This is a genomic window from Halobacillus naozhouensis, from assembly GCF_029714185.1.
GTDB classification, from domain to species: Bacteria; Bacillota; Bacilli; order Bacillales; family Halobacillaceae; genus Halobacillus_A; species Halobacillus_A naozhouensis.
The window spans coordinates 3,208,931-3,233,894 of sequence record NZ_CP121671.1 but is presented as its reverse complement, the minus strand read 5'-3'; the positions used below and the strand labels follow the sequence as shown (position 1 = coordinate 3,233,894).

Genomic DNA, 24,964 nt, shown 5'->3' with positions numbered 1-24,964 from the left:
TGGTAATATGTCCATGCCCTAGTAAGATCCCAGTGCTTACTTAGAGATAAAGAAGGGGGCATAGAGCTCATTTACATTAAGAATAGGGGGATATTATGAGGATTTTACAGCTGGTTACTATAGGAGTATTAGTAGTTTTTCTTTTTGTGGTAGTACACAACAACCTGGGTTTAAGGGATGAACGCAAACAAGCTGAGGAAAAAGTAAACGCACTTCAACAAGAATTGAAATCAAAAGAAGATAATCAAATACCTGTTATGACCACCCCTCAGCAAAAAGCTGTCTCTATAGCTGAACGTTTTGTGCATTCTTATTTTGGGTATACTCGTCATCCTGTAAAAGAGGAAGTGGAAACGTATGTAACCGATAACCTTATGAAGGATTTAACATTCCAGGAATCAAAACGGAAATACGCTGGTGGTGTTAAGTCGACTATAAGCGATTTAACTGTTTATTATGGAATGCATACAAGCACCACTCAGTCTCTATTTTTCACGTTTAACAACAGATTTACTGTAAGTGATGTAACTAGTACTATCGATTCCTACCTTAGGGTTGAAATAATAAAAGAAAATGACAAATGGAAGGTTAACGCTATGTCGATTAATCAGTTTTAGAGGAGAAATGATCTTGGAGAAAACCCCTCTCACATGCCGTGATTTTCATTCTTTGAAATAACTTATATCTTTTACTGGATTCCATTTCTCGACATAATAAGACGAATTTATGGGTTGTATTTTCTGAAAGTTTAAAATAGTATAGAATCATGACGTACTAACCAGTCGGTATGTAATATTGAGTCTTGCATTTTTATGAAAAAATACTTAAGAGAATGGGGATTTTCATATGCATTTACGGTTAACAGATGAACAGCAAATGGTGAAAGAAACGATAAGGAAGTTTGTAGAAAAGGAGTTAATGCCTTTAGAAAATAAGGTGCTCCGCAATGAACGGGAGGGCAAGCCGAGTCTCTCGCCCGAAAAAATGCAAGAGCTGCAGCTGAAAGCGAAGGAAGCCGGGTTCTGGGGAATCAATACTCCGGAAGAATACGGTGGGGCTGATCTTGGCCAAATGATGCTGGCAATTGTTCAAATGGAGGTGGCGAGGACATTCGTACCGTTCCAGTTTGGCGGTTCGGCGGATAACATCCTTTATTATGGAAATGAGGAGCAGAAGGAGAAATACCTCCTCCCCACCATCAATGGGGAGAAAAAGTCTTGTTTTGCCATGACGGAACCGGATGCGGGTTCGGATACAAGGAATATTCGCATGACGGCTGTCAAAGATGCCAACGAGTGGGTGTTAAATGGTGAAAAAACTTTTATAACCGGCGGGAACGAGGCTGATTTTGTCATGGTGATTGCGATCACTGATAAGGAGCTGCACCAGTCTTCTGGAGGTCGTAAAGGGGTAACCTGCTTCATTGCGGATCGGTCGATGGGTTGGAAATCTGAGTATATTGATACGATGGGTGAATGGGGTCCGGCGGGGTTAGTTTTCGATAATGTCAGGGTTCCGGAGGAGAATATTTTAGGCGAAGTGAATGGTGGATATGACCTCGGTCTTGAGTGGATTGGCTTCGCGAGGTGGATTGTTGGAGCGCGTGCCGTTGGTTCAGCGGAGCGGCTGTTAAACATGGCGATTGACTATGCGAATGAGCGCAAAACGTTTGGAAAACCAATCGCGGCCAGGCAGGCGATTCAGTGGCAAATTGCCGATTCAGCTGTGGAAATTGAAGCGGCTAAATGGCTTGTGCTTAATGCGGCCTTCACACTAGATCAGGGTGAGGACAACCGTCATGCGGCTTCAATGGCTAAGTTATATGGTTCTAATATGGGAAATCGGGTTGTAGATCGTGTGTTGCAGATTCACGGTGGCATGGGCTATACAAGAGAGCTGCCGATTGAGCGCTGGTACCGGGAGGCGCGGTTGTGGAGAATTTATGATGGTACAGATGAGATCCAGCGTTTAATTATTTCTAGGAATCTATTACGGGGACATGTAAAAATAGGATAAGAGAAGGAACTTTTTCAAGGAAAATATGGGAGGTATAAATGATGGCAGGTAGATTTGATAACCAGGTAGCATTTGTAACAGGTGGAAGTCGTGGGATTGGAAAAGGAATTGTGGAGCGGTTTGCCGATGAAGGCGCCAGGGTAGCGATCATCGATGTAAACGAGGAAGCCCTTAGTGAGACGAAGCATGAACTCGAAGGAAAGGGCGTCGAGGTCTTCACGCAGGTGGCCAATGTGATAGAGTTTGACGAGGTGAAAGCTGCTATGGCAGAGGCTCATGAGCGATTCGGCTCGATTGATATTCTCGTTAATAATGCCGGGGTTATTCGTGACAATATGTTGTTTAAGATGACCGATTCGGACTGGGAGACTGTGATGGACGTGCATTTGAAGGGCTCATTTAATGCTGCACGGGCAGCTCAGACGTATATGGTCGAAAATAAATATGGAAGAATCATTAATATTTCCTCAACATCAGCTCTCGGCAACCGCGGTCAGGCTAACTATGCCACGGCTAAAGCTGGGCTGCAAGGGTTTACGAAAACGCTTGCGATTGAATTAGGCAAATTTGGGATCACTGTCAATGCGGTTGCTCCAGGGTTTATTGAAACGGAAATGACGAAGGAGACGGCTGCACGCATTGGCATTTCCTTTGAAGATTTGGTGAAAGCGAGTGTGGACAAAATCCCTGCTGGAAGAAGCGGTAAGCCTGAAGATATTGCGAATGCGGTTGCTTTTTATGCGGATGAAAGGTCTTCTTTTGTGAATGGTCAGGTTCTGTATGTAGCTGGGGGTCCAAAAGATTAAAGGGTGTATCCAAATCTAAAGCGAGGTGGTCACATGTTAACGGATAGTATTGGAAAACGATCCGGAAAAGTAAAGAACATAGTCGAAAGAGGGGCGGTCAAGAAGTTTGCGGAGGCAATTGACGATGCCCATCCGATCTTCATTTGCGAGAAAACTGGGCGGCAATCACGTTATCGCGCTAACATTGCTCCGCCTACTTTTCCAAGAGTGTTTGATTATGGAGTCATCGAAGGTTTGGATTTGCCGAAAAAAGGGTTGATCCACGGTGAACAACTCTATCATTATGAACGGCCGCTGCTCGTAGGCGAGGAAATCCACTGTTATCAGGAAGTACATGACTACTATGAGCGAAATGGAAAAAGTGGTGAAATGGGATTTTTGCAAATTAAACGCTATGGGGAAGACTCTGATGGCCAGCTGATTTTTACTGAAGAGCAGGTCGTCATCATTACGGAGGCGGTTCGAAAGGGGATGAAGGTGTGAGTGTGCTAACGGAGCTAGCAGTTGGTGAGTCGCTACAGCCAGTTACGCTTGACCCAGTTTCGCGTCTGGATTTGATTAAATATGCCGGGGCATCGGGGGATTATAATCCAATTCATACAATTGATGAAGAAGCAGAGAAGGCTGGTTTGCCAGGGATTATCGCCCACGGCATGTGGACGATGGGGAATCTATCTAAACTTTTCACTCCCTATTATGAGGAAGGGTTTATCGAGGATTACACGATCAGGTTTAAAGGCATGGTTTTTCTAAACGATGAAGTAACGTTACATGCTGTTTTAATCGAAAACAAGGAAGAAAAACTGAATTTTGACGTGAAGGCGACTAATCAGGATGGCAAAGAAGTCATTAAGGGCAATGTAGCCTTTCGCAAAGCGTAAAGAAACGCGCTACATATAGGTTGGCCCATCTTAAGGAGGTTCGCTATGCAATTTGAATACTCGGAAAAAGTTCAACAGTTGCAGGAACGACTAAATGCGTTTATGGAAGAATACGTCTATCCGAATGAGTCGGTGTATGAAGAGCAGCTAAACGAGAACGCACGTTTCTCTGAAGTTCCGCCAATTATAGAAGAATTGAAAGAGAAGGCGAAGGAGCAAGGCTTGTGGAATTTATTTTTACCGGACAGCGAAGCCGGGGCTGGGTTATCGAACATCGAATATGCTCCGTTATGTGAAATTATGGGACGTTCGAGCATTGCCCCTGAGGTGTTCAATTGTGCAGCCCCTGATACAGGCAATATGGAGCTGCTGGAACGGTATGGCACAAAGGAGCAGAAGGAAAAGTGGCTGGCTCCGTTACTGGATGGAGAAATCCGTTCTTGTTTTTCTATGACAGAACCTGATGTGGCTTCTTCAGATGCGACGAACATTAAAACGAGTATTGTTCGCGACGGCGATGAGTATGTGGTCAATGGAACGAAATGGTGGTCATCCGGGGCGGGAGATCCGCGGTGCAAGATTGCCATCGTCATGGGCAAAAACAATCCAGATGCCGCAAAACATGAGCAGCAATCGATGATTCTCGTTCCTCTGGATACACCTGGGGTCACGATTAAAAGAACGCTTCCGGTGTTCGGGTATGATCATGCTCCACATGGTCATGCTGAGATTGACTACGACAACGTCCGAGTTCCTGCTGCGAATCTGATTTGGGGCGAAGGAAAGGGGTTCGCCATCGCACAAGGAAGGCTCGGACCGGGACGCATTCATCATTGCATGCGAACGATCGGTGCCGCCGAGCGGGCGCTCGAGGATCTCTGCAAGCGGGTCAATGAACGGGAGACTTTTGGCAAAAAGCTTGCTGATCAAGGTGTGATCAGGGAATGGATTGCTGATTCTCGCATCGATATTGAGCAAGCTAGATTACTAACGTTAAAAGCCGCTTACATGATGGATACGGTTGGCAACAAAGAGGCCAAAGCGGAAATCGCGATGATCAAAGTGGTAGCGCCAAACATGGCCTTAAAGGTGATTGACCGCGCCATTCAGGCCTTTGGGGCAGCGGGGGTAAGCGATGACTACTCGTTAGCCGCTAAATGGGCGAATATCCGCACATTGCGTTTAGCCGACGGGCCGGATGAAGTTCACCGCCGAGCGATTGCCCGAGCAGAACTGAAAAAATATCAATAGCAAGGGAGGAACGTTCATGCATGTACAAGAACTATTTAACCTGAAAGGTAAGACCGCCATTGTAACGGGAGGAGGTCGAGGTTTAGGAAAACAGATCGCTGAGGGATTTGCCGAATCCGGAGCCAATGTTGTCGTTTGTTCGAGGAAGCTCGAGGCGTGTCAGGAAGTGAGTGAGGCGCTTACGGAGCACGGCGTTGAGTCTCTCGCTTTACCATGTGACGTTACGAATACAGATGATATTCAACATGTGGTTGAGAAGACGGTGGAACGGTTCGGCCGCATCGATATTTTAGTGAACAATAGTGGAGCTACTTGGGGAGCACCTGTTGAGGAAATGCCACTAGAAGCTTGGCAGAAGGTCATTAATGTCAATGTGACCGGAACTTTTCTCATGTCACAGGCTGTTGGAAAAGTGATGCTTGAGCAAGGAGAAGGCAAAATTCTCAACATCGCTTCTGTAGCCGGACTTAAGGGTTCTGATCCGAAGTTCATGGATACGATCGGGTATAACTCTAGTAAAGGAGCCGTCTTGACGTTTACAAAAGACTTAGCTGTCAAATGGGGACCAAGAGGCATCCATGTCAACGCAATTGCTCCCGGATTTTTCCCTACGAAAATGTCGAAAGTGTTGATTGAACAAGGTGGGGACGCCTTTCTTGAAGCGACGCCATTAAGAAAATTTGGCGGGGAAGATGATATAAAAGGTGCAGCCGTTTTTCTAAGTTCAGCGGCCTCTAATCATATTACCGGTGATGTCGTGATTATTGATGGCGGCTCACATGCGATGTAATACGTAATACGTATTACGAACCCATTTTTTACGAAAAAGGAGTGGAAGATAAATGGAACGTGATGCTGTTATCGTCTCTGCTGTTCGAACAGCGATCGGCAGACAGGGAGGAACGTTAGCTTCGATTCCGGCCCATGTGTTAGGGGCAGAGGTAATCAAGGAAGCCGTCAGTCGTGCCCGTCTGGCTCCTGAAATGATCGAGGATGTGATTTTTGGGAACGTGTTAAGCGGCGGGGGCAATATTGCCAGGTTATCAGCACTGCAAACGGGCCTTTCGATCAACTTGCCAGGTTTGACGGTTGACCGTCAGTGTGGGTCAGGGTTAAACGCCATCCATCTAGCTGCCCAGGCTATCAAGGCGGGAGAAGGCGATGTGTATGTAGCAGGCGGCACCGAGAGCATGAGCCGTGCTCCTTATTTAATGGACCGTCCGGAGCGCGCGTATAGTCCGGTGCCTCCGAAGATTCGAAAGTCGCAGCTTTCCCCTCAGGAAGTAGGAGATCCACCGATGGGAATTACAGCGGAAAATTTAGCAGAAAAATACTTAGTGGGACGCGAGGAACAGGATGAATTTGCGCTGCAAAGCCAACAGCGCATGGCGAATGCCATGAAAGAGGGCAGGTTTGAGGAACAGATCGTTCCGATAAGTGTACCCGTGCGAAAAAGTTCTCCCATTGATTTCAGGATGGATGAACACCCTCGGCCGCAAACAACGTTGGATGGACTAGCGATGCTTCGACCGGCTTTTGTCGAAGCCGGTACGGTGACGGCAGGCAATAGTTCAGGCTTAAATGATGCCGCATCTGCTCTTGCCTTACTTTCGAGAGAAAAAGCTGATGCGCTTGGTGTCACTCCTTTAGCAACAGTCAGGGAATGTACCGTTTCCGGGGTTGACCCGAACATCATGGGAATTGGCCCCGTGCCTGCGACGAGGAAGGTTTTGCAAAAAGCGGGCCTCACGCTGGATGATATGGATGTTATCGAAATTAATGAAGCTTTTGCTGGACAGGTGCTTGCCTGTAACCGGGAACTTGACATGAAAATGGATAAGGTAAACGTAAACGGCGGGGCGATCGCTCATGGACATCCGCTCGGCGCAACAGGTGCGATTCTGACGACTAAAGCGGTTTATGAACTGAAGCGTTCCAGTGGCAGGTATGCATTAATCACCGCTTGTATCGGCGGCGGACAAGGAATCGCTATGGTAATTGAACGGGGATAAATGGCCAATTGCAGGCGAGAAGGATGGAGCTAAGTGTCCTTGAGGTATGATATAATTTGATATCATTCCTAAGTGGGGAGGACAGCGGATATGAAACAGAAAATTATCGATACATGCATTCATTTATTTGATAAAAAGGGCTTCACGGAAACATCTATTCAAGATATTGTCGATGATCTCAGCGTCACGAAGGGAACGTACTATTACTATTTCAAAAGTAAACAAGAGCTGCTAAGAGATATTCATCTTAATTTTATCGAATATTTGCTGAGTCAGCAGGAGGAGATTATTCACGATGCATCAAAAGACAGCCATGCGAAGCTGCGGGACATCGTGTATATGTTGATTCACAGCATTAGGGGGCGCAGAGGCAGTGCCAGGATATTCTTTCGCGAGATGCGAAACCTCGGCCCTGAGTACCTCGAACAGACGATGACAAAGCGCGATCAGTTTCGCAAAAACTTACAAGCCGTGGTAGAGGAGGGGATCAGCAAGGGCGTGTTTAAACATGATTTGAACCCTGATATGATTACCCGCGGTATTCTTGGAGTAGCGAACTGGAGTTATTATTGGTTCAACCCTGAAGGTGACGTGTCGGAAGAAGAATTAACGACGATTTACCTGGAAATGATTTTAAACGGAATCAATCAAGCTGATTAGCCAAAAGTAACGTCCCCAGGGAGTTCTTGTCCCATTAGGATACCAACCGGTTGGTCAGCTTGTGGAAGGAGGGAAAGGCAGTGAACCATGAATGCGAGGTTAGAGTGAGATTTTGTGAAACCGATACGGCCGGCCACGTTAACAATACGAGCTACTTCATCTATTTAGAGGAAGCGCGGGGGAAGTTCTTTGAAGACGTTTTACCGGATCATTCAGAAACGTTAGGCCGGTTCATTATCGCTTCAACGAAGTGTGATTTCCTGAGCCAGGCGTATTTTGGACAAATACTGAAGGTGTCGACATGGATATCCTATGTAGGGACGAAAAGTTTTCGATTCCATCACGAGATTAAGGCAGCGGATAGTGGAGTTGTCATCGCTAAGGCAGAAGCAGCGATCGTTTGTTTCAATTACAAGGAGCAAAAAAGTGAACCGATATCCGAAGACCTCAGGGAGATATTAACGGGACGCCTCGTTACCAATTAGGCCGAATGGTGTAAGGAAGGGAGGAGAATCAATGGGTAGATTTAAGAACGCCATTGCTGTTGTTACCGGTGCGGGAAGCGGCATTGGAGAACAAACAGCGATTCAACTGGCAAATGAAGGGGCAAAGGTCATTCTCGTCGGACGAACTCGCTCGAAACTGGAAAGGGTTGTGGATGCCATAAACAGTTCGGCAGCGGAACCTGCGGCCACGGTCTTTCAAGCAGATGTTACAAAAGAAGAAGAGATGGAACAGCTTGGGAAGTTGATCAAGCAGGAATATGGGGATCTTCATGTGGTCGTAAATAACGCCGGTTCTTCAGGGAAATCTTCCATCTTAGACATGGATGCTGATGAATGGGACCGCATCCAGGAAACCAATGTGAAAAGTGTATTTCTTGTCTCGAAAGTGCTGGGGCCAGTGATGATTGAAGCTAGTGAAAACGCAGGGCAGACGGATCCTGCAGCCAACCGCGCTATTGTGAATGTAGCTTCGTTGTCCGGCCATAAGGCAGGAGCGAAAATCCCTCATTACAGCTCGTCTAAAGCGGCTGTGATTAATTTTACAAAAGCGCTTGCCTTAGAGTTTGCACCACACGGGATCCGCGTCAATTCAGTTTCACCGGGGTTTGCAGAAACGCCTTTAACTGCTGAGGGATTGAAAAACAAACGATTTGAAGAAGCGATTCAGCGAAATACAGCTCTAAGTCGGGTGGGAAAGCCGGAAGAAATCGCCCGCGTTATTACGTTTGCGGCTTCACAGGAAGCGTCTTACATGACAGGATCAGATCTGTTAGTAGACGGAGGCTGGCTGATTAAGTAAGAAAGAGTAAAGCTATCCATTCAAATTAACTGAATATTAATTATATTCAAAAATGATAGCGTTTACAATATTGTGATTCTATCAACAAAGGAGAGATCTCATGCAGACTAGCCACTTTGAATTCTGGCCAAAGTTAACGAAGTCAATCACGGTACCTGAGACTTCGCTCTATGATAATCTCAGTGTTTCAGCGGTTCGCTATCCTGACCATGAGGCGATTTATTACTACGGCTATACCTTAACCTATCATCAATTGCTAGAGGAAGTAGATGCATTAGCTGGGTATTTGCAGCAGGATTTGCAAGTTTCCGAGGGTGAGAAGATTTTGCTTTTTATGCAAAATTCACCTCAGTTCGTTATCAGCTATTATGCGATTCTGCGCGCCGGGGCTGTTGTAGTGCCGATCAATCCTATGCTGAAGGCGAATGAACTGGAATTCTATGTAAAGGACTGTGGTATTACCACTGGCCTGATCGGTCAGGAGCTGATCGAAGAGGTTCATCCTTTACTTGAAACGACCGCACTAAAACATGTAGTACTGGCTGCCTATTCGGATTATATAGGGGATCGGTTTGACGGGGAGCTGCCAGCCGAAGTCGCTGCAAAAAGGAAAACGTTCGAGCATGAATACCACTTATGGAAGGAGGTTATACAGCAAGGGATTCAGCCAGAGGAGTTTACGTCTGGAGCGGATGACCTGGCTGTGCTGCCTTATACGTCGGGGACTACCGGGCTTCCAAAAGGCTGCATGCATACAAGCCGAACCGTTCAGGCCAACACTGTTGGTGCGTTCTATTGGTCACGTTCAACGACCCGCTCTAAGAGCCTGGCCACACTTCCCCTGTTCCATGTAACGGGCATGGTACACAGCATGCATATGCCGATTTTTGCGGGCAGTACGATGGTGCTGATGACACGTTGGGATCGTGAAACGGCCCGAAAACTGATCAAGGAACAGCAATGCACTCACTGGGTAACGATCAGTACGATGCTTATCGATTTTCTCGCTAATCCTGACGTAAAGTCTGAGGATTTAACTTCCTTGCAGGGTATTTCTGGAGGAGGAGCAGCTGTCCCGAAAGCCATTGGAGAAAAGCTTTACCACTTAACTGGGTTGGAATTTGCAGAAGGGTACGGTCTATCGGAGACAATTGCACAAACGCACTTTAATCCACCTGATCGCCCGAAAATGCAATGTTTAGGCATCCCTTCTTTTGATGTTGATTCCCGCATCATTGATCCGGCTACACAGGAAGAAGTGGCCACCGGTGAAATCGGGGAAATTGTCGTTCATGGTCCGCAAATCATGGTCGGCTACTACAATCGTGAAGACGAAAATGAGAGTGCGTTTATTGAAATCGAGGGCAAATCGTTTTTCCGAACGGGCGATATTGGACGTGTTGATGAGGAAGGGTATTACTTTATGGTCGACCGGGTCAAACGAATGATCAACGCTTCAGGTTATAACGTCTGGCCAACCGAGGTGGAATCACATTTGTATGACCATGAAGCGATTAAGCAGGCATGTGTAGTGGGCGTTCCGGATCCGCGCAAGGGCGAGAACATCAAAGCTTTTGTCATTTTGCACGATCAGTTTGCGGGACAAATATCAGAGCAGGACATTATTGAATGGGCCAAGCAGCATATGGCGGCATACAAATATCCTCGGCTTGTTGAGTTTAAAAAGGAGTTTCCAACGACAAATAGTGGCAAAATTCTTTGGCGTAAGCTCCAGGAACAGGAGCAGGACAAGGTAGAAAAGCTGAATAAATAAGACCGCTTGCCTGACACAGTTTGCATAAGGTCAGAGGATCTTCCTCCGATAAAAGGTGCTGCAGTGAATCTGACCTTGCATATTTAGAAAGGGGGAAAGCTGTATGGATATTTTAATCCAGCAATTGTTTAATGGGTTAACCATTGGAAGTGTCTACAGTCTTGTTGCATTAGGATTAACCCTCGTATATGGAATTCTTCATATTCCTAACTTTGCTCATGGCGCGTTGTATATGCTCGGAGCCTATGTCACCTTAACCACGATGCTGTTATGGGGATTTCACTATTGGCTCGCGATCGCCATTTCCGTACTCGTCGTTGGAATACTGGGTGTTTTAATGGATCGATTAGTATTTCATCCGTTACGCGATGCTCCTCCAATCCATGACAAAATTGCAGCCATCGGGATACTGCTATTTCTCGAAGCATTGGCTCAGATCATTTGGGGAGCCGATTATCGCTCCATGGACACCCCTTATGGCCAGGTGATCAATGTATTCGGCGTCACGTTTACGATGCAGCGAATTCTGATTAACGTTGGAGCCATCTCTGTCATGATATTTCTGTACTTGTTTTTGAAAAAGACCTTCATCGGCTCAACGATTATTGCCATGGCGCAAAATCGCGAAGGCGCTCACCTTGTAGGCATTAATACAAACAAAGTCGCCATGTTAACGTTTATGATCTCCGGAGGTTTGGCCGCGATCGCCGCTTCCCTGTCTGCACCTATTAATCTCGTTTTTCCTGGGATGGGACACCTCGTTATTTTAAAAGCATTTGTCATCATTATCCTTGGCGGGATGGGCAGTATCCCTGGAGCGATTATCGGCGGTTACATTATCGGGTTCAGCGAAAGCCTTGGGGCTACGTATATTTCGGGTGAATATAGTGACATCATTGCATTTGTTTTGTTAGTTGTGATTTTATCCATCAAGCCTAAAGGATTATTTTCCAGGGAGGGATTCTAATGACATCACTTCTAGGAAAAAGAATTACGATCGTCGGGTTAATTGCCGCGGCGTGTGTGTTTCCATTTATCACCTCGAATCTTTATATGCTTCACATCCTGACCTTGGCGTTTATTTGGATGATTGCTGTTTACGGACTAAATTTACTAGCAGGGTATACAGGGTATTTATCATTAGCCCAGGCAGGATTTTTTGCCATCGGCGCTTACTCGTTAGGGTTGTTAACGGTTAAAGCTGGACTTAATTACTGGCTCGCCTTCGTCCTAGCTTGTGTGATTACGAGCGCAATCGGCTTTTTAGTCGGCCTTGTTGCTTTAAGGACGAAAGAACACTTCTTTGCCATTTATACACTATGTGTCGGTTACATTATTTATCTCGTTATTGACAAATGGGATGGCTTAACAGGAGGGGTACGCGGCTTGATTGGTATTCCCGCACCTGCAAGCATTGGTCCAATTTCCTTCCAGAATCCACTCTCACAATACTATCTCATCCTATTTTTTCTTTTACTAACCATCTTTGTGATGTACCGAATTATTCATTCACTGTCTGGACGCGCCTTCATCGCCATTCGAAATAGTGAAGAACTAGCCCAGACGATCGGGATTTCAACGATGAAAGCCAAGCTGCTGGCCTTTGTACTGTCTACTTTTTTTGCAGGGCTTGCCGGCGCCTTGTATGCTTCATTCATCCGATTTCTCGGCCCAGATATTGCCTACATTACGATTGTTTTTGATTTGCTGACCTACTTGCTTGTGGGAGGAATCGGTACCCTGGCCGGTCCAATTGTCGGCACCTTCTTAGTTGTTACCGTATCCCAGTCCCTGCAATTTCTGCAGGATTATCGGATGCTGATCTTCGGACCGCTCTTAACGCTCCTGATCATTTTTTATCCGAGAGGAATCGCGGGAGCTCTTCATGACTGGATGACGAAACTGGCGAGTAAAAAGAAACAAACGCCTTCAAGAAAGCAGAAGAAGGGGAAAGATGCTTATGTTCATGAGCAGACGTCTGAGAAAAAGGTGAAGGAGGGATAGTTTTGTTCTTGGAAACGAAACAGTTAACGAAGCAATTTGGTGGGTTAGTTGCTGTAAATCAGGTTGATTTTTCAATTGAAAAAGGGAAAATCAATGCAATCATTGGTCCGAATGGGGCGGGGAAGTCAACATTTTTTAATTTGATTAGTGGTACACATTCGCCAAGCTCGGGGCAAGTGCTTTATAACGATAAAGACATTACGAAACTTCCCCCCAATAAAATTGCCGAGCTTGGGGTGGCACGAACTTTTCAAACGACAAATTTATTTGAACAGTCAACGGTGATCGATAACGTGATTGTCGGCCATCGTTTACGAACAAACTCAACATTGTTCGATGCGATTTTACGGACGAAACGGTATAAACGAGAAGAACAAAGGTGCCGCGACAAGGCGATGGAAGTTCTAGAGTTCGTCGGGTTAACGCAGGTAGCAGATCAACTGGCTGGAAGCATTACTCAAGAGGAAAAAAAGCGGGTGGCCTTTGCCCTCGCACTTGCTACCGACCCGGAAGTGGTATTTCTTGACGAACCGGCAGCCGGGATTAATCCGGAAGAAACAGAGGGGCTTGCCGAACTCATGAATAAGATGGCAGCTCGGGGCATCACGGTTTGTTTGATCGAGCACAAGATGAAAATGATTATGAAACTGGCTGATCATATTATGGTTTTGAATTACGGGGAAAAGATCGCAGAAGGTACGGCTGAGGAGATTATGAGTAATCAGGCTGTGATCGAAGCGTATTTAGGAGGGGATGCGAGTGCTTAAACTCTCAGGGTTATCTGTCAAGTATGGCAGTTACGCAGCGATCCAGGAGGTAGATATAGAAGTAGGGAATGGTGAACTGGTTGTTTTACTAGGGTCAAATGGTGCCGGAAAAAGTACGACGTTTAAAGCGATTAGCGGCCTTGAGAAGCCTAGCGCAGGAAGCATTGAATTTGAGGGGACTGCTATAGGGGGGAAATCTCCTGAACGAATCGTGCAGGCTGGCATCGTCCAATGTGCCGAAGATCGAAAGCTTTTCCCGAGAATGACTGTGTACGAGAATTTAATTATGGGGGCGTATGTGCATCGGAAAAAGAAACAAGCAGTCAAACAGTCCTTACAGCATGTGTACGAATTATTTCCGATACTGCATGAAAAGAAAGAAAACGCTGCCGGCTCGTTAAGTGGAGGGCAGCAGCAAATGCTTGCGATCGGCAGATCATTAATGTCGATGCCGAAACTAATTTTGTTAGATGAGCCTTCGATTGGACTGGCTCCCCTGATTGTGGAGCAAATGTTTGATGTGATTGAAAAGATTAATCAGGAGGGCACGACCGTGCTGTTAGCTGAACAAAATGCCAACGCTGCTTTACGAATTGCCGATCGAGGTTATGTGTTCGAAAGTGGATCCATCGTCGTTCAGGGTACATCACAAGAGCTACTAACAAATGATGAAGTTCGAAAGGCATATATCGGTGCCTGACGATAGATTGTTTGTCAAAAGGAGGAGCAGATCTTGGAATGGCTGTGTGGAACTGATTGGCCTATACACCACTTATTAAGGGGGAAATCAATGTGCGAAAACTGAGACTGTTAGCGTTTCTAATGTTGTTAGCGATTGTGTTTGTTTTAGCCGGGTGTATCGAAAATCCTTCGAACGATGCGGCGAGTAGTGAAGAGGATACAACAGAACCTTCAACGAAAGAGGGAGAAAAAGTTGTCAACATTGGGTATAGTGGTCCATTAAGCGGCCCGGCTGCTTACTACGGTGAACGGACGTTAAACGGGATGAAAATGGCTGTCGAGGAAATTAATCAGAACGGCGGCTTCGAGATTGATGGTCAGACATATAAAATGAACGTGGTAGCCCTTGATGACAAATATTTGCCGAACGAGACGGCTGCCAACGCGAAACGCTTAATTCAGGAAAGCCAGACACCCATCATCTTTACCCCGCACAGTGGTGGCGTGAAGGCGATGCAGGTGTTCAATGAAAGAGAGGAATTTATCATTGCGGCCTATACGAGTGAACCGGCTATTACTGAGGCGGGGAACTCCCTGACTGTTAGGATTCCTCCTCGCTATGATGGTTATATGGAACCATTCACGACTTATTCGATGGAACGGTTTGGCAAGAAGCTAGCTGCCTTGCCGACAGCCTCACAGTACGGCAAGGACTGGACCGAAACGTTACTGCCTTATTGGAAAGAGCAAGGCGGACAAGTGGTGTACAATTCTTCTGTTGATTTTTCCAAGGATACGGATTTCTTTACGATGGTGACCAATGCTTTAAAAAAGAATCCAGATGTCTTATTCATCGGCGGTCCGTCTGAACCAACAGCAAAACTAGCTGAACAAGCCAGAAAACTGGGCTTTGATGGCGGTTTTATCATTATGGACCAGGCGAAGCTTGATGAAATGAAGAGTATTACTGGAACGTACGAAACGTTTGAAGGAGCGATTGGGGTTATGCCGCTCGTTAACGCTGATTACCCAGGTACCCCTGAATTCGTCGAGAAGTATAAAGAAAAATTCGGTGAAACCCCTGGGTCAGAGGCAGGCTTCCATTACATCGCAACTTATATTTTTATGGAAGCGATGAAAGCAGCGGGCACCGTAGATGATCCAAAAGCCATTCGTGCGCATATGGACGAGGGGATTAAACAAATACCAAAAGAGAAACAAGTGTACACGATTAAGGGAATTGGCGAAGATGGCGGATTTATAACAGATTCAAGAGTCGCCGCTGTGGAAGAAGGAGAAATTGTACCGATTGAAATGGAGCAATAGAGAGTAAGAAAAAGGCTCAGATCCTCTGGCTTGAGGATTTGAGCCTTTTCTTTATACTATGTCAGAAACAGCAGCTACGACTTTACCCCAGATCCCGCTACTTCTTTCACAACCTCCCTAATACTATCCTCTGGGATGCGGAAAGCGATTCCAGAAGGATCAGAGTGGACAGCCGTAACGATCGCCTCGATATCCTTCACGTCTATGTTTATCCCTTTAAACGTGCTGGCAAGCCCGATATGGCTTCTAAGGCTGCGAATATACGTAGTGACTTGTTCCAGGCATTGCTTAGGGGATTCCGAGATATTTTCAATTTGTAGAGCCTCTGCAAAACCTTTGACTCTTGGCAGATACATAGGAGCTAGATTTTCCATAACACTTGGAAGCAGGACAGCATTTGCAAGACCATGAGGAATCCCATATCTTGCTCCCAGGGCATGGGCAATATTGTGAACAGGTATTGCGTTCAGGGAGAGGCTGAAGGCTGAGATGGCCATGCAGCTGGCCGTCAGCATGTTGCCTCTGGCTTCTATATTCTCTCCTTCATGCACAGCGTCAGCAATATTGTCTTTAATCATTTTTGTCGATTGTAGAGCATAAGCATCAGTCATCGCGTTGGCTTGTGGAGAGAAATATGCTTCAATAGCGTGCGTCAAGGCATCAAATCCGGTGAATGCAGTTATGTCAGCTGGTAATCCAACGGTTAGTTCCGGGTCTAGGAGAGCTAAATCTGCATTTATAAACGGATTGATGATGCTCACTTTCAAATCCGTCTTTTCGTTAAAGACGACCGAAATCGGTGAGACCTCAGCCCCAGTACCCGCTGTAGTTGGAATGGCCACATGGGGGATAGGGATCGGCTGAGCCTGAGGCCAGGCTTCGAATGTATTTCCAGCAAGGGCGTCATGGATGTCTGAGAATTGGTTATGAAGCATCCACTTCACTGCCTTGACGGTGTCCAGTACACTGCCTCCTCCAAGGGCTACTAGAACGTCAGCATCTTTTTCTTTGAAAAACTGGGCACCTTTGTTTATCACAGTTGATTTAGCATCCTGGACAATTTCATCAAAAACTCCTGCGAGCTCGATATTACCTGGCACCTGTTCAATCAACCTTGTAACTTTTCCAGTTACTCCCGCTTTAGTCAACCCTTGATCGGTAAATAAGATAACTTTTTTCCCGCCAAGCCCTTTAATCAAGTCAGAAAGCTTTGAACGGGAACCAGCTCCGTTATGCACGACGGTTCGGACAGAGAACTCAAAATTCGACGTTACCATTTCATCACCCTCTTTTTTAGTTTAGCTCATCCTTTTACACAATTTCTTTTGGTTTATAGAGTTCCTCTATGGTTTTCCCTCGTGCGCGGGCAATCTTTTCAAGACGAAGGGATAACTGATTCTGGGAAAACTGAACGGTTTCTTCGAGTGGAGTATCATAAGCGGAATGCTCTGCTCCTTCTTGGTTTAATTGTAAGGACAACGGCGCAAGTTCGTTCAATTTCCGTGTGATATGATCGTATAAGTGGGGATGCTCACACACAAGACGCTGCAGCAAAAAGGTTCCATAGGCAATATGTCTCGATTCATCCCGCTTTAAATATTCGATGCCTTTCATGAGGCCAGGCATTTTCCCAAATGAATCCAGCATTCGATAGAAGGACCAGTACCCCGTCTCCGCCAGGACACCTTCGACAAACATGTTATACACAACGGCAGCCTCAGCGAGTGCTTCAGGTGACTCGTCCGTACGAAGCCGATTCATAGCTTCGGGTAAAATCTCATAAAAAATCTGCCTGTATGTTTCCGTATGAAAGTGGGAAAGGTCTTCCCGCTCATCGATTACGTTCAATACGATACGGAAAAACTCGGTATGCTTGGCCTCCTCAAATAGAAAAGTTGTTAAAAACATTTCTTCTTCAATGCGGCCCTGTTTAGCGATAAGCATCATCTCGGGCAGCAGATCCAGCGTAACGGCTTCTTCACCTGCCTGGAATTGAGAGATCAATCTTAAAACAGATTGCTGTTGTGGTTTTGTTAATGTCTGCCAATCTTCTTTATCCTGGCTAAAATCAATATCGCGGGGATCCCATACTCCTAGTCGTTTGGCCTTTTGATACAACCGAAACGGGAAAGAATCCTCCTGAATTCCGCGTGGACTTGTCGTCAGCATTTGTTTCCTCATCACCCAGCCCCTTTACATAATTTTGAATTTACTGACCATTACTGGTAAAATGTAAGCACTTACAACCATCATAGTACAAGCCTCAGCTCGTTTACATTCCTGAAAATGTAGGGGGAGAATGGATGAATGCTGAATTGATTACCAATTATATTAAGGAAATCAATCCTCGAGAATCACACGATAAAAAGGTGCAGGAAGCTGTTCGAGGGTTTATTGAGTTGTTTCCCTTTTTACGTGTGTCATTGTTTGCTTACTCGCCTCTGACTTTCATAGGTGAAAGCATGATTAGGATCGATGCTTCAGGAACCTATACTTTGGGTGATATTCGGGAAGATGTCCGTGAGATCCCGGCTGTTCACTCAGTCGTCCACACCAAACGGGCAGCACTCGTCAGCCATGCAGGTTTTCCAGACAAATATGTAAATCGTTTTAACCTGTCATCCTTAATCATCGTTCCCGTTATGCAGTGTTCTACCGTCGTTGGCACTATTTTTCTGGACAGATACACAGGAACTGGTTCATTGACTAAAAGTTTACTGTCACCCCTTGAGCATTATGGAAAATGTTTGGGGCAGCTTCTGTATGAACCCTATGATCAGACAGTCGCCCTCAGCAAACGAGAGACAGAGGCGTTGCAACAAATAGCCTACGGCTATTCGATCAAAGAAATTGCCGTGCTGCTTGGCATCAGTCCCTTTACGGTAAGGGACTACGTAGGTTCAGCTTTGAAGAAATTGAAAGTAAAACATCGAGGACAGGGGATCGCCGAGGCGATTCGGTTAGGTTTGATTCATTAAGAGGCGGTCACTTGAACAAACCCGCAGGATTCGTGGTATGTCACCTGCTAAGATGACCTGCCATCATACAAAGGAGGGGGAGGTGCCTTTGTTCTTAAGTAACAGACCCTTTGCCACTTAAAGAAAAAGAATTAATAAATGAATCAATTTCATAATTTAAGCCCCCTGTGCCCCAAGAGATTTAAAACGTAAAAAGGAAGTACCTCCCCGAGTCTAGTCAAGCAGGATGAAATAATTTTATTACGTTAAGGGCAGGATTTTGCGGAATACTCGATTTTGAAATACTTGTGGGGATGTTTCCGTTGCCGTGGATGGAGAAGGAGATTCGGGAAATCAATTGCTTTCCGTGGCCCCACAGGACGTTTCGTTTTTAGCCGAACATCCTCTAAATGCTGAGCCTCCTCGGACTCTGTCCTCCAGGATCTCACCTGTCATGTTCATCCCACAGGAGTCTCGCAATTTCCCGGACCTCCTTATGTTTGTTAGAAGAACGGAAACACTCCAGGTTCACTATAACGTAACGGACCCAAATGTTTCGAAGTTGAGTCTTCAGGATAAGGAGGCGATTGTGAAGCAACGCTGATACAAAGTGATCGAACTTCTTTATAAACCGAAATTAAAATCTGCTGGATAAGAATCCATTTTGAACCTTTACGGAAAAGAGCCTTATATTCTACCAGTCTTTGGCGTATTAAAAAGAGCAATTATGAAATTGATTCAAATAGATGGAAATGAAAAGTCCTGGTCAGATAATCTTGACCAGGACAATTAATTCCCATTAGATTTCTTTGCGCCTTGAGGACGGCAAAATCCTTAATTCTTCCCGATACTTAGCAATGGTCCTTCTGGATACTTTCACGTCTTCCTCATTTTTAAAGTGGTCTGATATTTTCTGGTCCGAAAGCGGTCTTTTTTTATTTTCACTAGTAATGAGTTGTTTTAACAAAGTTTTCACCTTGGCCGACGATGTGCCATCTTCATTTTCCCCCAGTTTAGAAGTAAAGAACAGGCGAAGCTCATAGGTTCCTTTAGGTGTTTGTATCACTTTATTTTTCGTGGCTCGGCTCACGGTCGATTCATGAACATCGATTTCCTCTGCCACATCCTTCATCGTCATCGGTTGAAGCGCTCCCATATTTCCCGTTTCCAGAAAATCCATTTGTTTCTCAATGATCACTTTCGTCACGTTGACAATGGTGGTGCGTCGTTGTTCTATGCTCTTTAAGAGCCACATGTATCGCTGGTAATGCTTCGAAAGATAAGCGGAAGCATCGTTATTCTGCCCTAAGTAATTAGAGTACTGTTTATTCAACCTAATCCCAGGGATAAATCGATCATTAAGCGAGATCGTATACGTACCCGCCACTTTTTCAAGGATAATATCGGGTACAAGATACTTGGTTGATGGGGGCGAGATAGCAGCACCAGGCTTTGGATCAAGACTCTGAATGAGCTGTGCTATGGATTTCACTTGTTCCAATGAGATCGCAAGCAGGCTGGCGAGTTGCTTCCAATTATGTTGGGCTAACTCGTTCAGATGCTCTGAGATGACTTGTTCGGCTGCCTGGTCATGGGGATGATAAGCTCCTAATTGTAAGAGCAGGCATTCCTGTAAACTTCTCGCACCCACACCGGCTGGTTCGAGCTGCTGCAGTAAGCTGATCCCGTTTTCTACGTCTGCTTCTGATACTCGCAATAAACGCGCCGCCTCATCAGAGCAGATCGTTAAATATCCGTTTTCATCGAGGCTGAGAATCAGATAATTTAGGATAACTCGCTCTTTTTCCTGCAGATTAAGTAAGCATACCTGATCGTTTAAATGGTCTGTTAAGCATTTTTCTTCCCCGCTTAACGTGTCCAGTTGGTCTTCTTCCATATAAGAAGACGGTTTTGCCTGATAAGTGGACATTGGTATATCTTCGGAAAAAGAAACATCCTGTTTAGGCTCTTCCAGTTCGATCATCGGATTTTCCAGTGATTCTTCCTGAATGAACTGTTCCATTTCCACTGTGTTATATTGAAGCATGGTAATGGCCTGATTTAAATGAGGTGTCATGACCATTTTTTGTTTTTGTAAAAGCTCTAACTTCACTTTTTCACCCCTTTGAATACGCTTTCATGTTTGTCGACGTTCCTGCCCCGTCATAGCGTAAGCGATACCAGGATTCGAAAAAAAGTTCTCGGACCTTCCTGTGTTCTAAAAGCTGCTCATACTCCTATACTACATTATATATGTTTCAAGCTGAAATTTCATTTCCAATATTCAATGTAGACAGAAAATTAGAATAACTATATAATTAGGGTAGAAAGTTCACTTCTAGAAAGATCGCCTCTTTCATGACCAGTGAACCACGAGGAACTCGAATCAATGAATAACTGCGAATCCATGAAGGCCTTATTAGCGTAAGGAGTTTAACATGGGTCTTAGCCAGTGTATCAAGGTTTATTTGATATGGCTGGTTTTTTTATGGCATGAAAAAATTCAGGAGGGATGAATGGTGATGGATTTTGAATTAACAGAAGAACAGGAAATGGTTAGAAAAATGGTGCGTCAATTTGTTGACAAGGAAATTAACCCATATATCCAGGAGTGGGATGATCAAGGCCACTTTGAATCTTCCATCATGAAGCGGCTGGCTGATCTTGACTTAATGGGTGTTTGTATTCCCGAAGAATACGGCGGGAGCGGCATGGACTATAATACACTGGCGATCGTTTGCGAAGAGCTGGAGCGTGGTGATACCGCTTTCAGAACTGCTGTCTCCGTCCACACCGGGTTAAACAGTATGACATTATTACAGTGGGGCAATGAAGCACAAAAGAAGAAATATCTTACGGCACAGGCGAAAGGCGATAAAGTCGGGGCCTTTGGATTAACCGAGCCAAATGCCGGATCTGATGTTGCATCCCTAAAGACCACGGCCGTCAAAGAAGGGGACCATTATATTCTCAATGGACAGAAAACGTGGATCTCGCTGTGTGACCACGCGGACCACTTTCTCGTTTTTGCCTATACAGATAAAAGTAAAAAGCATAAGGGCATCTCCGCCTTTATTGTGGAACGGACGATGCCAGGCTTCGCTTCCCGGGGATTTAAAGGTAAGCTCGGGATCAGAGCAGGGAATACCGGTGAAATCTTTTTTGACAATGTGAAGGTACCGAAAGAAAACCTGGTTGGTGGAGAAGGAGAAGGCTTTAAAATCGCAATGGCGGCTTTAGATAATGGAAGGTTTACGGTAGCGGCCGGGGCCTGTGGCCAGATCCTTGCCTGTATCGAAGAAAGTGTGAAGTATTGTCATGAACGTAAAACGTTTGGAAAAGAAATCGGCAAACATCAGCTCGTCCAGCAGATGCTTGCGAAAATGGAAGCCGGGTATCAGATGTCGCGCCTGCTCGTTTTCCGTGCCGGTTCTTTAAAAAATCAAGGGAAACGAAATACGCGTGAAACGTCGCTAGCGAAATGGCAGGCTTGCGATTTTGCCAACGAAGCGGCGAATGATGCCGTGCAAATTCATGGTGCTTATGGCTACTCTAATGAGTACCCGGTGGAGAGGTTCCTGCGTAACTCTAAAGCTCCGGTCATTTATGAAGGCACGAGAGAAATTCATACGATCGTGCAAGCGGAGTATATGCTCGGATACCGCTCGGATAAACCATTATCCAACAACTTACCTGTATGGCCATTTGAGCAGTCGAAGGAAGAAGTGTAACCGCGAGAACACCTTCTGAAAAAGCAGGAGTTTACTGAGAGAAGCGAATGAAGTGAATAGAGTAAAATTTATTTCTTATAGCAAAACGAAGCTTCCGTTAAGGATTAGCGGAAGTCTTCGTTTTTCTTATTCAAAGAGGAGGTGAAACTATGATTCCTACTGAGATCGTCGAACAAATCCCTCTTCCGGCTGTCATCCTGAATAAAGATGGGGCCGTGCTGGCCTATAATCAGCAGGTCGAGGCAGCAGGGTTACTGACTAAAGGCAGCGACATAAATGAAGTTTTTTCACGATGGGAAACGGATCTTGATTCGAAAATGAGGACAGCAGTGGGGGAGAATGGGAAACGGTTTGTATTTATGCAAGGCTCATGGCCTGATACAGAAAATACGCTGTTAATTGGAACCGAAACCGCAGAGTTGTCTGCCCTGAAAAATGAGAATAAACAGCTGAAAAAATTAACGCGCGAACTCGATGCCATTATCGAAAATTCCTATGACGGCATTTACATTACGGATCACACCGGGGTGACATGGAAAACGAATTCAGCGATCGAACGGATTACCGGAATTCCGAAAGAATACTATGTCGGGAAACATGTGGATGCTTTGATGAAAAGAGGCATCTTGAAAAGTTCTGTTACTGAAAAAGTAGTGCAGCAGCGGCGCACTGTCTCCGTCGTGCAGGACAATTATGCTGGCAAAGAAACCTTAATTACCGGCGCTCCTGTTTTGAATGAAGAAGGAGAAGTGGAAAAGGTTGTCACGAATATTCGCGACTTATCCGATTTGAATGAACTGCAAACCGAGTTAAGCAAGGTGAATGAGCTGAATGATAAGTACAAAAGAGAATTGGACTTGCTTAAAAATAAACCCGAGCGTCTGGATGGCATCGTCATTCATAGTGAATCCATGAGGCGGATTTACGACACGGCTGATCGAATCGCTAATATTGATGCAACGGTCTTTATCCTTGGGGAAACAGGTGTGGGGAAAGACATTCTGGCTCAGCATATCTATAGTCACAGCCTGCGCTCGAAACAAGGCGATTTTATTAAAATCAATTGTGGGGCGATTCCGCCGGATCTGCTGGAGTCCGAACTATTTGGCTACGAAAGCGGTGCATTTACCGGTGCGAATCGGAAAGGGAAACCGGGCATGTTTGAAATGGCCGATCGGGGTGTGCTTTTCCTTGATGAAATAGCGGAATTGCCACTCATGCTGCAGGTGAAATTACTGCGCGTTCTGCAAGAAAATGAAATTCAACGAATCGGCGGCACGAAGCCGCGAACGATAGATGTCAGGATCATTGCCGCTACGAACCGTAATGTAAAAGAGATGGTAGCGACAGGAGAGTTTCGCGAAGATTTATACTATCGCCTGAATGTGTTACCGATGGCGATTCCGCCGTTGAAAGAGCGCCGTGATGATATTATTCCGCTGCAGCAGTTCTTCCTGAATCAGGCGAATGAGAAATATCAGATGAACAAGGTGATCGATTCCAAGTTAAAGGATTTCTTTTATAATCATGAATGGCCCGGTAACTTACGGGAGCTTTCCAACTTGATCGAACGGTTAGTAGTCACGACCCCAGAGGATGAGATCAAGGTGGAGCATCTGCCGCCTGAGTATAAGGAATCCAGTCAGACCGCGATCAGTCAAGCGGCGATTGTTTCGCTAAAGGAAGCGGTGGAGACCACAGAAGCACAAGTGCTGGCACTGGCGGTGGAGAAATATGATAACACCTATGATTTGGCGGAAGCATTAGAGACGAGTCAGCCTACCATCGTGAGAAAACTGAAGAAGTACAATCTTAACTGTAAAAAAGGAGTGGAATCGTCATGAAGATTGGTGTTGCAGGGGCAGGCGCGGTAGGGTCTTATTTTGGCAGTATGCTTGAAAAGGCAGGCCATCCTGTTACTTTTTTAGCCAGAGGGGCGCACCTGACAGCGATGCAAAAGCACGGATTAATCATTGCCGGGGACACTGCTAACGTTCATAGCAAGAAAGTATTTACCGCTGATATCGAAGACCTTGCGGCGTCCGAGGTCGTTTTGTTTTGTGTGAAATCAAATGATACAGCCCGGATGGCGGAGCAACTTCTGCCTATATTACAGGACGATGCCCTGATTTTGACCATGCAAAACGGTGTGGACAATGAAGAAACCCTTGAAGCCACTTTTGGTAAGAAGCGCGTCTTATCAGCAGCAACGTATATACAAGCCTTCGTCGAAGCACCGGGTAAAGTTCACCAGCGGGGAAGAGTGAAATTGCTGATCGGAGAACTGGATTCCACTATATCTAGTGCATGTGAGAGGGTGATTGAAACCTTTCAGACAGCAGGAATTGATGCGGTGCATTCTGGGCAAATTTTAAAAAGGAAATGGGATAAACTGTTATGGAATGTGACCTTCAATCCACTATCGGCGGCATCTGGAGCCCGCATAGGCCAGATTCTCGACGATCCCCGATTGAGGAAAACGGCTGTAACTATCAGTTCTGAAGCCATAGATGTCGCGATAGCAGCAGGGATTGCAGTGGATCCTGAGCCGACGGTTGAGAAGATTTTTTCCAATGCGGAGTACGCGCGCGCCCATCAGACTTCGATGCTGCAAGATCGTCTGGAAGGCAAACGGATGGAGGTAGAGTCCATGTGCGGATTTATCGTACGAAGAGCTGATGAGCTAGGTCTTGAGGTTCCTGCCCTCCAGTCGATTTACAGTACGCTCACATTTATGAATCAACAAATAGGAACGAGCTAAGTGGCTGGACTTTAATTCAATTGTGAATCCCA

At 45.6% G+C, this 24,964-nt stretch carries 24 protein-coding genes; 21 read left to right on the top strand and 3 right to left on the bottom strand.

What is annotated here, in order from left to right; translation table 11 throughout:
• The first annotated feature begins 95 nt into the window (after positions 1-95).
• The 17 genes from P9989_RS16775 to P9989_RS16695 all read left to right on the top strand — a co-directional run bounded on the left by P9989_RS16775 (position 96) and on the right by P9989_RS16695 (position 15,483).
• Positions 96-617, top strand: coding sequence for a hypothetical protein (locus tag P9989_RS16775; protein WP_283076011.1), 522 nt, complete (start codon positions 96-98; stop codon positions 615-617).
• Between the two features lie 229 nt (positions 618-846).
• Positions 847-2,016: an acyl-CoA dehydrogenase family protein gene (locus tag P9989_RS16770; RefSeq protein ID WP_283076010.1), complete on the top strand. Its 1,170-nt coding sequence runs from the start codon at positions 847-849 to the stop codon at positions 2,014-2,016.
• A gap of 41 nt (positions 2,017-2,057) precedes the next feature.
• Positions 2,058-2,822, top strand: a complete 765-nt coding sequence (gene fabG / locus P9989_RS16765) for a 3-oxoacyl-ACP reductase FabG (RefSeq protein ID WP_283078956.1) — start codon at positions 2,058-2,060, stop codon at positions 2,820-2,822.
• A gap of 33 nt (positions 2,823-2,855) precedes the next feature.
• Positions 2,856-3,305 carry a MaoC family dehydratase N-terminal domain-containing protein gene (locus tag P9989_RS16760; protein ID WP_283076009.1) on the top strand — a complete coding sequence of 150 codons (450 nt, stop codon included), beginning with the start codon at positions 2,856-2,858 and terminating at the stop codon, positions 3,303-3,305.
• Entirely contained in the window at positions 3,302-3,703 is a 402-nt protein-coding gene (locus P9989_RS16755; protein WP_283076008.1) for a MaoC/PaaZ C-terminal domain-containing protein, read from the top strand. The genes P9989_RS16760 and P9989_RS16755 overlap by 4 nt, the downstream gene beginning before the upstream one ends.
• A 45-nt stretch (positions 3,704-3,748) precedes the next feature.
• The gene (locus P9989_RS16750; RefSeq protein WP_283076007.1) at positions 3,749-4,954 is read left to right on the top strand and encodes an acyl-CoA dehydrogenase; all 1,206 of its coding nucleotides are present in this window, start codon (positions 3,749-3,751) and stop codon (positions 4,952-4,954) included.
• A gap of 16 nt (positions 4,955-4,970) precedes the next feature.
• Positions 4,971-5,744, top strand: coding sequence for an SDR family oxidoreductase (locus P9989_RS16745; RefSeq protein ID WP_283076006.1), 774 nt, complete (start codon positions 4,971-4,973; stop codon positions 5,742-5,744).
• 52 nt (positions 5,745-5,796) lie between these two features.
• The gene (locus P9989_RS16740) at positions 5,797-6,966 is read left to right on the top strand and encodes a thiolase family protein (protein ID WP_283076005.1); all 1,170 of its coding nucleotides are present in this window, start codon (positions 5,797-5,799) and stop codon (positions 6,964-6,966) included.
• A gap of 90 nt (positions 6,967-7,056) precedes the next feature.
• The gene (locus P9989_RS16735; protein WP_283076004.1) at positions 7,057-7,626 is read left to right on the top strand and encodes a TetR/AcrR family transcriptional regulator; all 570 of its coding nucleotides are present in this window, start codon (positions 7,057-7,059) and stop codon (positions 7,624-7,626) included.
• Positions 7,627-7,706: 80 nt separating this feature from the next.
• The gene (locus P9989_RS16730; RefSeq protein ID WP_283076003.1) at positions 7,707-8,111 is read left to right on the top strand and encodes an acyl-CoA thioesterase; all 405 of its coding nucleotides are present in this window, start codon (positions 7,707-7,709) and stop codon (positions 8,109-8,111) included.
• A 31-nt stretch (positions 8,112-8,142) separates the two neighbouring features.
• Positions 8,143-8,931 carry an SDR family NAD(P)-dependent oxidoreductase gene (locus P9989_RS16725; RefSeq protein ID WP_283076002.1) on the top strand — a complete coding sequence of 263 codons (789 nt, stop codon included), beginning with the start codon at positions 8,143-8,145 and terminating at the stop codon, positions 8,929-8,931.
• 100 nt (positions 8,932-9,031) lie between these two features.
• Positions 9,032-10,705 (top strand): long-chain fatty acid--CoA ligase, encoded by a 1,674-nt coding sequence (locus P9989_RS16720; protein ID WP_283076001.1) that lies wholly within the window; start codon positions 9,032-9,034, stop codon positions 10,703-10,705.
• A gap of 103 nt (positions 10,706-10,808) precedes the next feature.
• A complete protein-coding gene (locus P9989_RS16715) occupies positions 10,809-11,672 on the top strand; it encodes a branched-chain amino acid ABC transporter permease (protein ID WP_283076000.1) in 864 nt (287 codons plus the stop codon).
• Complete coding sequence (locus P9989_RS16710; protein ID WP_283075999.1) at positions 11,672-12,709, top strand: branched-chain amino acid ABC transporter permease; 1,038 nt, start codon at positions 11,672-11,674, stop codon at positions 12,707-12,709. Before P9989_RS16715 ends, P9989_RS16710 begins: the two co-directional genes overlap by 1 nt.
• Before the next feature lie 2 nt (positions 12,710-12,711).
• On the top strand, positions 12,712-13,476 hold the full coding sequence (locus P9989_RS16705; protein WP_283075998.1) for an ABC transporter ATP-binding protein: 765 nt from the start codon (positions 12,712-12,714) through the stop codon (positions 13,474-13,476).
• Positions 13,463-14,176, top strand: a complete 714-nt coding sequence (locus tag P9989_RS16700) for an ABC transporter ATP-binding protein (RefSeq protein WP_390304778.1) — start codon at positions 13,463-13,465, stop codon at positions 14,174-14,176. The genes P9989_RS16705 and P9989_RS16700 overlap by 14 nt, the downstream gene beginning before the upstream one ends.
• A 92-nt stretch (positions 14,177-14,268) precedes the next feature.
• Positions 14,269-15,483, top strand: coding sequence for an ABC transporter substrate-binding protein (locus P9989_RS16695; RefSeq protein WP_283075996.1), 1,215 nt, complete (start codon positions 14,269-14,271; stop codon positions 15,481-15,483).
• 74 nt (positions 15,484-15,557) lie between these two features.
• Here the strand turns inward: P9989_RS16695 and P9989_RS16690 are convergent, their stop codons facing one another.
• Positions 15,558-16,760 (bottom strand): iron-containing alcohol dehydrogenase, encoded by a 1,203-nt coding sequence (locus tag P9989_RS16690; protein WP_283075995.1) that lies wholly within the window; start codon positions 16,758-16,760, stop codon positions 15,558-15,560.
• Positions 16,761-16,794: 34 nt separating this feature from the next.
• Complete coding sequence (locus P9989_RS16685; protein WP_283075994.1) at positions 16,795-17,664, bottom strand: R2-like ligand-binding oxidase; 870 nt, start codon at positions 17,662-17,664, stop codon at positions 16,795-16,797.
• Between the two features lie 122 nt (positions 17,665-17,786).
• On the opposite strand from P9989_RS16685, the gene P9989_RS16680 reads away from it, so the two are divergent.
• Positions 17,787-18,461, top strand: coding sequence for a LuxR C-terminal-related transcriptional regulator (locus P9989_RS16680; RefSeq protein WP_283075993.1), 675 nt, complete (start codon positions 17,787-17,789; stop codon positions 18,459-18,461).
• Positions 18,462-19,239: 778 nt separating this feature from the next.
• Here P9989_RS16680 and rpoN read toward each other — a convergent pair.
• Positions 19,240-20,553 carry an RNA polymerase factor sigma-54 gene (rpoN, locus tag P9989_RS16675; RefSeq protein ID WP_283075992.1) on the bottom strand — a complete coding sequence of 438 codons (1,314 nt, stop codon included), beginning with the start codon at positions 20,551-20,553 and terminating at the stop codon, positions 19,240-19,242.
• A gap of 409 nt (positions 20,554-20,962) precedes the next feature.
• Between rpoN and P9989_RS16670 the strand changes: the two genes are divergently transcribed.
• The 3 genes from P9989_RS16670 to P9989_RS16660 all read left to right on the top strand — a co-directional run bounded on the left by P9989_RS16670 (position 20,963) and on the right by P9989_RS16660 (position 24,932).
• On the top strand, positions 20,963-22,171 hold the full coding sequence (locus P9989_RS16670; protein ID WP_283075991.1) for an acyl-CoA dehydrogenase family protein: 1,209 nt from the start codon (positions 20,963-20,965) through the stop codon (positions 22,169-22,171).
• A 149-nt stretch (positions 22,172-22,320) separates the two neighbouring features.
• Positions 22,321-24,015 (top strand): sigma-54 interaction domain-containing protein, encoded by a 1,695-nt coding sequence (locus tag P9989_RS16665; protein ID WP_283075990.1) that lies wholly within the window; start codon positions 22,321-22,323, stop codon positions 24,013-24,015.
• Entirely contained in the window at positions 24,012-24,932 is a 921-nt protein-coding gene (locus P9989_RS16660; RefSeq protein WP_283075989.1) for a ketopantoate reductase family protein, read from the top strand. The genes P9989_RS16665 and P9989_RS16660 overlap by 4 nt, the downstream gene beginning before the upstream one ends.
• Positions 24,933-24,964 lie beyond the last annotated feature (32 nt).

Bases quoted from the DNA above. Each gene is read 5' to 3' on its own strand.
- P9989_RS16775 (WP_283076011.1), top strand. From the start codon at position 96: ATGAGGATTTTACAGCTGGTTACTATAGGAGTATTAGTAGTTTTTCTT.
- P9989_RS16770 (WP_283076010.1), top strand. From the start codon at position 847: ATGCATTTACGGTTAACAGATGAACAGCAAATGGTGAAAGAAACGATA.
- fabG (WP_283078956.1), top strand. From the start codon at position 2,058: ATGGCAGGTAGATTTGATAACCAGGTAGCATTTGTAACAGGTGGAAGT.
- P9989_RS16760 (WP_283076009.1), top strand. From the start codon at position 2,856: ATGTTAACGGATAGTATTGGAAAACGATCCGGAAAAGTAAAGAACATA.
- P9989_RS16750 (WP_283076007.1), top strand. From the start codon at position 3,749: ATGCAATTTGAATACTCGGAAAAAGTTCAACAGTTGCAGGAACGACTA.
- P9989_RS16745 (WP_283076006.1), top strand. From the start codon at position 4,971: ATGCATGTACAAGAACTATTTAACCTGAAAGGTAAGACCGCCATTGTA.
- P9989_RS16740 (WP_283076005.1), top strand. From the start codon at position 5,797: ATGGAACGTGATGCTGTTATCGTCTCTGCTGTTCGAACAGCGATCGGC.
- P9989_RS16735 (WP_283076004.1), top strand. From the start codon at position 7,057: ATGAAACAGAAAATTATCGATACATGCATTCATTTATTTGATAAAAAG.
- P9989_RS16725 (WP_283076002.1), top strand. From the start codon at position 8,143: ATGGGTAGATTTAAGAACGCCATTGCTGTTGTTACCGGTGCGGGAAGC.
- P9989_RS16720 (WP_283076001.1), top strand. From the start codon at position 9,032: ATGCAGACTAGCCACTTTGAATTCTGGCCAAAGTTAACGAAGTCAATC.
- P9989_RS16715 (WP_283076000.1), top strand. From the start codon at position 10,809: ATGGATATTTTAATCCAGCAATTGTTTAATGGGTTAACCATTGGAAGT.
- P9989_RS16710 (WP_283075999.1), top strand. From the start codon at position 11,672: ATGACATCACTTCTAGGAAAAAGAATTACGATCGTCGGGTTAATTGCC.
- P9989_RS16700 (WP_390304778.1), top strand. From the start codon at position 13,463: ATGCGAGTGCTTAAACTCTCAGGGTTATCTGTCAAGTATGGCAGTTAC.
- P9989_RS16690 (WP_283075995.1), bottom strand. From the start codon at position 16,760: ATGGTAACGTCGAATTTTGAGTTCTCTGTCCGAACCGTCGTGCATAAC.
- P9989_RS16685 (WP_283075994.1), bottom strand. From the start codon at position 17,664: ATGAGGAAACAAATGCTGACGACAAGTCCACGCGGAATTCAGGAGGAT.
- P9989_RS16680 (WP_283075993.1), top strand. From the start codon at position 17,787: ATGAATGCTGAATTGATTACCAATTATATTAAGGAAATCAATCCTCGA.
- P9989_RS16670 (WP_283075991.1), top strand. From the start codon at position 20,963: ATGGATTTTGAATTAACAGAAGAACAGGAAATGGTTAGAAAAATGGTG.
- P9989_RS16665 (WP_283075990.1), top strand. From the start codon at position 22,321: ATGATTCCTACTGAGATCGTCGAACAAATCCCTCTTCCGGCTGTCATC.
- P9989_RS16660 (WP_283075989.1), top strand. From the start codon at position 24,012: ATGAAGATTGGTGTTGCAGGGGCAGGCGCGGTAGGGTCTTATTTTGGC.